Here is a 7,896-nt window from a genome sequence, read left to right as displayed (position 1 = left end):
GTCGCGTCGTCGCCGGGGTGGTGGCGGAGGCCAGGGACGTCCCGAGGGCGGCCGTTCAGCGCGGGGTGGTGGCGGCTCCGCCGGTTCGGGTCGTGGCGGTGGACAGCAGTCGCGCGGTGGCGGTTCTCCGTCGCGTGGAGGCAGCGCTCCGTCGCGGTCTTCGGGCCCGGCGCCGGCTCCCGTGAAGGCGGCCGAGCCGCCTCCGCGTCGTCAGACGTCGAAGTGGCTGTGAGCTGAATCCCTGTGAAGGCCCGTGATGCGCGCTCGACGCGCTCACGGGGCCTCGAGGGTGTTTGTTGGCGGTGACGGGTGGGCCGTTACGACAGGCCCGCCGTCATGGCCCCGAGGTGGACGGACTCGATTCGTCCGACCTCGAAATCCCGCACACGTTCGAGCTGGCTCCCGCGTCGCGCGGCGTCACTCACGTGCGGTGCTCGGTGGCGGAGCTCATGACTCCTCGCGAGGGGCCATGGCGGCGATGGTGCCCTGGGCCACGGCGACCAGTGTCTCTCCCTTCTCGGTGACGACGAAGATGTCGCAGTGGCAGACGGCCTGTCTGCGCCCGGCGTGCACCGCGCGGGCCCTGGCGATGAGCATGGAGCCCTGCGCGGGGCGCACGTAGTTGATCTTGAACTCCGACGTGACGACGGGCGCCGTCATCGCCGAGCCTCCCGCGAAGGTGAGCGCGTTGTCGGCCATGTAGCTGAGCACGCCCCCGTGCACGAAGCCGTGCTGCTGACCCAGCTCCGGGCGCAGCGGCAGCTCCAGCACGGCCTCGCCCTTGGTCAGGTGCACCAACCGGGTCCCAAGCAGCGTGCTGAACGCCTGCTGCTTGAGCACCTGCTGACCCATCTCCATCAGTGACTCCACGGCGGCCTCCGGGCTGTATAGAATATCATTCTAGAACAATGTTCTAAAATAGGGTGGAGGGATGCGCAACCCGGGTCACCGGAGAGAAGAGGTCCTGAAGGCGGCGCTGGAGTGCTTCCTGGAGCGGGGCGTCGAAGGGACGACCCTGGCGGCCATCCGCGAGCGCTCGGGGGCCAGCACGGGGAGCATCTACCACCTGTTCGAGAGCAAGGACGCGATTGCCGCGGCGCTCTACATGGACGTCCTGGGCGAGTATCAGGCAGGAGTGGTGGAGGTACTCAAGGCGCAGCCGGGAGCCCGTGACGGCGTCGAGGCGCTCGTTCGCCACCACCTGGAGTGGACGCTGGCAAGGCCGGATGCGACGCGCTTCCTGATGGGTGCGCGCGGTGTCGCGGCCGTTGTGGCGGCCGAGGCGAGCATCCGCGAGCAGAACAAGGGCTTCTTCCGGCAGCTGAAGGAGTGGTGGCAGGCGCACGTGCGGGACGGTGCGTTCGAGGAGATGCCCTTCGAGCTCTTCCTCGCCATCCTTCGTGGGCCCGCACAGGAAATGGTGCGCGACTGGCTCGCGGGACGAACGAAGACGGACTTGCGCGCGGCCATCCCGGTGCTCGCGCGCGCCGCGTGGCAGTCCGTGAAGAAGCAGTCCCCCCGCTCCAGGAAGTGAGCGGAGGCTGACTGACTTGGGCGACTCGTCGCGAGCCCTTGCCCCGGTCCGTCACGGGTTCAAGTGGTCGACTCGTCAGATCGATGGCCGCCGCGGTGCCAGGTCGCGGAGCGCGCGCCTGTCGAGCTTGCCGTTCTGGGTCCTCGGCAGCTCCGACAACACCCGGAGCTCGTCGATGATCATGTACCGGGGCAGCCGCTCGGCGCAGTGCTGCTTGAGCTGGAGCAGGGTGGGCCTCGGGCCGTCGGCGGCCACGACGAAGGCCACCAGCCGCGCCTCCAGTCCGGTATCGGCGGCGACGACCCCCACCTCTCGGACGCCCCGATGGGACAGCAGCGCCGTCTCGATTTCGCCCGGCTCGATGCGTCGCCCCCGCACCTTCAGCATGTTGTCGCGGCGACCGAGGTACTCAAAGCCTCCGTCCGGAAGCTGGCGGCAGAGGTCTCCCGTCGCGTAGGGCCGCGCTCCCTGAGGAGGCTGTCCCCAGTAGCCCAGCATCACCGTGGGCCCTTCCACCATCAACTCTCCCACCTCCCCGCCGCCAGGCGGCGTCGCTTCGTCCTCCGCCGAGCGGGCCAGCCAGACCCGGTCACCACAGCTCGCATGGCCGATGGGAACAGGCTCGGTGCGCTCGGGGGAGAGGGTGCCCACCTCGTAGGCGGTGCAGACGTTCGTCTCCGTGGGGCCATAGAGGTTGAAGAACCGCGCGGCGCTCAGGCGCTCTCGCAAGGGGCGCAGATGGCGGACCGGGAAGGGCTCCCCCGCGAACAGCACGGCCCGAAAGGGCAGGTCCTCATGGGCGAGCAGCCCTCCCTCCAACATCATCAGGATGAGCGCCGAGGGCACCGAGTACCAGATGGTGAACCGCTCGCGCAGCACCAGCTCCACCAGCTTCTTCGGTGCGAAGGCCAGCGCCTCCGGGATGAGGGTGACCGAGGCGCCCCCGAGGAACGCCGCATAGAGGTCCAGCACAGAGAGGTCGAAGAAGAACGGCGCGTGGTTGCTGAAGCGGTCGTCCGGCGTGGTGCCCAGCAGCGCGTGGCTCCACTCGATGAAGGCCAGGGCGTTGCGCTGGCTGATGCACACGCCCTTGGGCGTGCCGGTGGAGCCGGAGGTGTAGAGGATGTAGGCCAGCGCGTGAGCGTCCAGACCGTGTCCGGGCAGGGGCGCCGGGGAAACTTCGGCCAGACTCGCCCAGCCGAGCGCCGGGCCCGTGTCATCCACGAGCAGGAAGCGCAGGCGGTCCATGCCTCCGTTGCGAAGCTCGGTCGCGCGCGCCGCGCTGGTCACCACCACGTCGATGCGGCAGTCGTCGAGGATGAGCCGCGTCCGCGCGGCCGGGTTCAGCGGATCCAACGGGACGTAGGCGGCGCCCAGCCGCGCGATGCCCTGCATCGCGGCCACCGCGCGCGCGGACTTCTCCGTCCACAGTCCCACCCGGTCCCCTCGACGGACGCCCAGCCCCAGGAGGGCCCGGGCCACCTGGTTGGCGAGCGCGTCGAGCTGCCCATAGGTCAAGGTCTCATCGGGCCCCCTGACGGCGATGGCCTCGGGAGTCCGCGCCGCGGAGCGCATGACAATCTCGTCGAGCGTCATAGTCCCAACTGGCTGGCGATGATGTCGCGCTGCATCTCCGAGGTGCCGGAGAAGAGGGTGCTGGGAATGGCATCGCGCAGCACCCGCTCGATGCCCGACTCGGCGACGTAGCCCATTCCCCCGTGGATCTGGATGGCGTCCAGGCCGCATTGGACGACGGCCTCGCTGATGGCCAGCTTGGCGAGGGAGACCTCCATCGTCGCCTCCTGACCGCGGTCCATCAGCCAGCAGGCCCGGTACAGCAACAACCGCGCGGATTCGAGCCGCTGCTTCATGTCCGCCATCCGGTGGGAGATGGCCTGGTTCTTTCCAAGCGCCCGCTTGAACTGCTTGCGCTGCCGGGCGAAGTCCACCGTCTGTTCGAGCACCCGCTCCATCAACCCCACATAGGCGCCGAACAGGCAGGCCCGCTCCCACTGCATGGAGCGCTTGAAGAGGGGCGCGCCCTGGCCCTCGGCCCCGAGCCGCGCGGCGGCGGGCACGACACAACCCTCCAGGTAGATGGGGGCGATGGGGGAGGTGGACAGGCCCATCTTCTGGAAGGGCCGTCCCACCGTCAGTCCCGGCGTACCTTTCTCGATGAGGAAGGCGCTCAGGCCCATGTAGCCGTGCGCGGCATCCGTGACGGCGTACACCAGGAAGACGTCGGCGACGGGCCCATTGGTGACGTAGCTCTTGCTCCCGTCGAGCACGTAGCCGTCGCCGTCGCGCACCGCCCGCGTCTTGAGCGCGAAGACGTCGGAGCCCGCCTCCGGTTCGGAGATGGCGTTGGCGCCGACCCACTCTCCCGAGCACAGCCGGGGAAGGTAGCGGCGCTTCTGCGCGTCGTCGCCACTCTCCAACAGGGGAAGCACGCATGCGAACAGGTGGGCCCCCACGGAGAAGACGAGCCCCGTGTCCGTGCACCCCCGTCCCAGCGCCTCCATCACTCGCGCCGTCGTCAACGTGTCCAGCCCGAGCCCTCCGTGGTGCTCGGGCACGGGCAGGCCCAGGAAGCCGAACTCACCGCATTGCCGCCACAGTCCACGCGGGAAGCCCTCCTCGTGGGCCGGCGCCTCCGGGTTCAGCGCCGATCTCGCGAAGGCCAGCGCGCGCTCGTACAGCTCCACCTGCTCGCTCGTCCAACTGAAGTCCATGCGGTCCTGACCCGTCGGTGGTGATTGGCTGGCAGCGCCGTGAGACTCATGGGGCGTCTGAAGACTCTCTTCCTCATTTGTGCAAGTCGTCAAGAATCTCCTGGGTTGGGTTGTTGTGACTGTGTATGTGAATGGGCGCACGACAATTGTCGTTGTGGATCATTTCGAGTGATTGACCTGTCGTTTGGGATTGCATTAAGAGTCCGACGCGATGCGGTGCGAGGCAATAGCCGTGGTGGGAATGGGGCTCCGCTTTCCTGGGGCCGAGTGTCCTCGAACACTGTGGAGGAATTTGTGCAAGGGATTGGACGCGACTGGCGACATCCCGGCGTCCCGCTGGGAGATGGGATTGCTGCATGAGCCCGCCCCGGACCGCCCGGGACGGATCCGTAACCGGCGCGCCGGCTTGCTGGACGACGTGGCCTCGGTGGACCCCCAGGCCTTCCGCCTCTCCAAGCGGGAGCTCCGGCAGATGGACCCCCAGCACCGCGTGTTGTTCGAGTGCGCGTGGCGCGCGCTGGAGGATGCGGGCATTCCCTTCGACACCCTTCGTGGCAGCAACACGGGCGTCTTCGTGGGAATCAACTTCAGTGACTTCCAGCGCATGCTCGCGCGGGACTGGGCGGCCCTGGATGGGTACTCGCTGCTGGGCACGACGCCGTCCTTCGCGGCCAACCGCATCTCCCACGCGTTCGACCTTCGCGGCCCCAGCACCTGTTCCAGCGTGGGGTGCGCCTCGTCCACGACGGCCCTGCACGAGGCCTGTCGGAGTCTGATGCTGGGCGAGGTGGATTGCGCGATCGCCGGTGGGGTGGAACTGATGCTCTCTCCGGACAGCAGCATCATGCTGTCCCAGGCGGGCGTGCTGTCGGCGCGCGGGCAGTGCCGGACCCTGGATGCGGGGGCGGACGGCTACATCCGAGGCGAGGGCGCAGGGCTGGTCGTGCTCAAGCCGCTGTCCCGGGTGGACGCGAGTGATCGCGTGTACGCGGTGATTCGAGGCAGCGCCGTCAACCACAACGGCCGGAACGAGTGGATCATGGCGTCCAGCGTCGAGGCGCAGACGGAGGTCATTCGCCAGGCCTGTTCGCGGGGCGGCGTGGAGGCCGAAAGCCTCGACTACGTGGAGCTGCACGGCTCGGCCTTCCTCAAGGGGGATGCGGCCGAGGCCATCGCGATAGGCGCGGTGCTTGGCGGTGCGCGCACGGCCCCGTGCCGGCTGGGCGCGGTCAGCAACAACCTGGGCTACCTGGGGGCGGCGGCGGGCATCGCGCAGTTCATCAAGGTGTGTCTGTCGCTGCACCACCGCACGCTGCCGCCGACAATTCATGTGGATTCCCCCAATCCTCACATCGCGTTCGGGGAACTGGGGCTGCGAATCCAGTCGGAGTTGGAGGCCTGGCCCGACCGGGGAACAGGTGCGCCTCCGCGCGCGGGCGTCGTGTCTACCTCCCTGGGTGGGTCCAATGCCTTTGTTATTTTGGAGGCTTCTCCAGAATTCCCTCTTACGGAAGGGATTGCAGCGCCTTCGTCGGGCCACCTCCTGGTGCTCTCGGCGCTGACCCCGGAGGCACTTCGCCAGCAGTCCCACCAGGTCCTGGATTTCCTTGCTGAGACCACCGACCCTGCCGGGCGGCTGGAAGATGTCTGCTTTACCGCGATGTTCAAACGACAGCACCACCGTCACCGCGTCGCGGTGATCGCCGGGGGGCGGGAAGGGTTGATGCGAATGCTGAAGGCATTCATCGATTCTCCAGAACAGACCCTCTGGGTGGAGGAGGGTCAGCCAACTCAAAGAGTTGAGGCGGCACGGACCTATCTCGAAAGTGGTAGGGTTTGGCGCGAGGCCCTTCCAGGGCGCGAAGGGAGATGTGTGAGTCTTCCCGTCTATCCCTTTCAGAGACAGCGCTTGTGGCCGGAGTGGCTTTCGCCCGAGGTGGTGTCTCGTGCCCCATCGCTTTCGCGGCCGGCTGCAGCCGAGGCGCCTGCTCCCCACGGGACGGCAGGGAAGGATTTCCGGGAGGGCGCCTCTGAAGCGCGCGAGGCCCGGCTGCTCGAGTTCCTCCAGGAGCAGGTCGCGGCGGTGCTGGAGGTGGAGCCCGCGGGGCTGGACGCGCGGGGCCGGACCCTGTTTGAGCTGGGGCTGAATTCCGTGGCCCTGGTGATGCTCAAGGGGCGCATCGCCCAGGAGCTGGGCGTCGCTCTCCCGACGACCCTCCTCTTCGAGCATCCGCGACTGGAGTCACTGGCCGCGCGGCTGCGCGGGCTCCTGGACTCTCAAGCGGGTGCACCCCCGGAAGCTGGCGAGGACGCGGCGTTGGTGGAGCGGATCTCCGGGTTGTCCGAGGCGCAGGCCCGCGAGCTGATCGCCCGGAAGCTCGCGGAGCTGAGCCTCGAGGAGGTGGGGTGATGAGCCGCGAGGATGGCACTGGCGTGGAGTTGACGCCGCTCCAGCAGGCCCTGCTGACCATCGAGAAGCTTCAGCGGAAGCTCGCGTCCGTCGCCCGGGCGGACGAGGGGGCCATCGCCATCATCGGGATGGGCTGTCGGTTTCCAGGTGGCGCCTCCAGCCCAGCGCGCTTCCGCGAGCTGCTCTGGAGCGCGGGCGACGCGCTGACGAACATCCCCTCTGAACGGCGAGCGCTCCAGGGCGTCCATGACCCCGAGTCCTCCACGCCGGGCAAGACGACGATGCGCCGGGCGGCGTTCGTGGAAGGAGTCGACCGGTTCGACGCGGAGTTCTTCCGCATCTCCCGGCGCGAAGCGGAGGGGATGGATCCCCAGCAGCGCTTCTTCCTGGAGGTGAGCTGGGAGGCGCTCGAGGACGCGGGGCTCGCGCCGCACCGGCTCGCGGGGACGCGGACGGGCGTCTTCGCCGGCATCCACGCTCGGGACTACGCGCTGATATCGGAGGGCGGGCTGGAGAAGGTCGGCGCGCACTACTCCACCGGCGTGGACGCCAGCTATGTCGCCGGACGCCTCTCGTATCTGCTGGGGCTCGAAGGGCCCAGCATGGCCGTGGACACGGCGTGCTCCTCCTCGCTGGTCGCGGTGCATCTGGCATGTCAGAGCCTGCGCTCGGGCGAGTCGACCGTGGCCATCGCGGGGGGCGTGAAGCTCCTCCTCGCGCCCCACCTGAGCGTGTTCCTGTCCAAGGCGGGGGCGCTCTCTCCGAGTCAGACCTGCCGCGCGTTCGACCGCGATGCGGACGGCATGGTGCAGGGCGAGGGATGCGGCGTGGTCATCCTGAAGCGGCAGCGGGATGCCGTTCGCGATGGAGATCGCATCCTCGCGACGATTCGCTCCACGGCGACGAACCACGACGGCGCGAGCGGCGGGCTGACGGTGCCGAACGTCCGGGCGCAGGAGTCGCTGTATCGGCTCGCGCTCCAGCGCGCGGGCATCGAGCCGGGGCAGGTGGACTACCTGGAGGCCCACGGGACAGGAACCCGGCTGGGGGACCCCATCGAGTTGGAGGGGATCGCGAGGGTCTACGGGCGCTCGCGGACTCCGGAGCGGCCGCTTTGGATTGGCTCCGTCAAGCCGAACATCGGCCACACCGAGGCGGCGGCGGGAATCGCGGGGCTCATCAAGGCGGTGTCCATCCTCCAGTCCGGAGAGGTCCCGCCC

7 protein-coding genes are annotated in these 7,896 nt (G+C 68.7%); 4 read left to right on the top strand and 3 right to left on the bottom strand.

The window, feature by feature from the left end; all coding sequences use genetic code 11:
- Positions 1 to 185: hypothetical protein (locus tag HUW62_RS48225; RefSeq protein ID WP_217911916.1), on the top strand; the 185-nt coding region annotated here is incomplete at its 5' end.
- 262 nt (positions 186 to 447) lie between these two features.
- Here HUW62_RS48225 and HUW62_RS43875 read toward each other — a convergent pair.
- Positions 448 to 870 carry a PaaI family thioesterase gene (locus tag HUW62_RS43875; RefSeq protein ID WP_368670632.1) on the bottom strand — a complete coding sequence of 141 codons (423 nt, stop codon included), beginning with the start codon at positions 868 to 870 and terminating at the stop codon, positions 448 to 450.
- Between the two features lie 61 nt (positions 871 to 931).
- On the opposite strand from HUW62_RS43875, the gene HUW62_RS43870 reads away from it, so the two are divergent.
- On the top strand, positions 932 to 1,534 hold the full coding sequence (locus HUW62_RS43870; protein WP_163864647.1) for a TetR/AcrR family transcriptional regulator: 603 nt from the start codon (positions 932 to 934) through the stop codon (positions 1,532 to 1,534).
- Between the two features lie 75 nt (positions 1,535 to 1,609).
- On the opposite strand, the gene HUW62_RS43865 is transcribed toward HUW62_RS43870, so the two are convergent.
- Both HUW62_RS43865 and HUW62_RS43860 read right to left on the bottom strand, forming a co-directional pair.
- Complete coding sequence (locus HUW62_RS43865) at positions 1,610 to 3,130, bottom strand: amino acid adenylation domain-containing protein (RefSeq protein ID WP_176437841.1); 1,521 nt, start codon at positions 3,128 to 3,130, stop codon at positions 1,610 to 1,612.
- Entirely contained in the window at positions 3,127 to 4,266 is a 1,140-nt protein-coding gene (locus tag HUW62_RS43860; RefSeq protein WP_176437840.1) for an acyl-CoA dehydrogenase family protein, read from the bottom strand. Before HUW62_RS43860 ends, HUW62_RS43865 begins: the two co-directional genes overlap by 4 nt.
- A 211-nt stretch (positions 4,267 to 4,477) precedes the next feature.
- Between HUW62_RS43860 and HUW62_RS43855 the strand changes: the two genes are divergently transcribed.
- Together HUW62_RS43855 and HUW62_RS43850 are read left to right on the top strand one after the other, a co-directional pair.
- Complete coding sequence (locus tag HUW62_RS43855) at positions 4,478 to 6,676, top strand: beta-ketoacyl synthase N-terminal-like domain-containing protein (RefSeq protein WP_176437839.1); 2,199 nt, start codon at positions 4,478 to 4,480, stop codon at positions 6,674 to 6,676.
- A partial coding sequence (locus HUW62_RS43850; RefSeq protein ID WP_176437838.1) for a polyketide synthase occupies positions 6,676 to 7,896 on the top strand: 1,221 nt, incomplete at its 3' end. The genes HUW62_RS43855 and HUW62_RS43850, both read left to right, overlap by 1 nt.

The sequence above is a fragment of the Myxococcus sp. AM011 genome (assembly GCF_013372595.1).
GTDB classification, from domain to species: Bacteria; Myxococcota; Myxococcia; order Myxococcales; family Myxococcaceae; genus Myxococcus; species Myxococcus eversor.
The sequence above is the reverse complement of the archived record's forward strand: the minus strand, read 5'-3'. Positions and strand labels throughout refer to the sequence as shown.

Coding starts and splice junctions, on each gene's coding strand:
- HUW62_RS43855 (WP_176437839.1), top strand. CDS start 4,478: ATGCGGTGCGAGGCAATAGCCGTGGTGGGAATGGGGCTCCGCTTTCCT.
- HUW62_RS43860 (WP_176437840.1), bottom strand. CDS start 4,266: ATGGACTTCAGTTGGACGAGCGAGCAGGTGGAGCTGTACGAGCGCGCG.
- HUW62_RS43865 (WP_176437841.1), bottom strand. CDS start 3,130: ATGACGCTCGACGAGATTGTCATGCGCTCCGCGGCGCGGACTCCCGAG.
- HUW62_RS43870 (WP_163864647.1), top strand. CDS start 932: ATGCGCAACCCGGGTCACCGGAGAGAAGAGGTCCTGAAGGCGGCGCTG.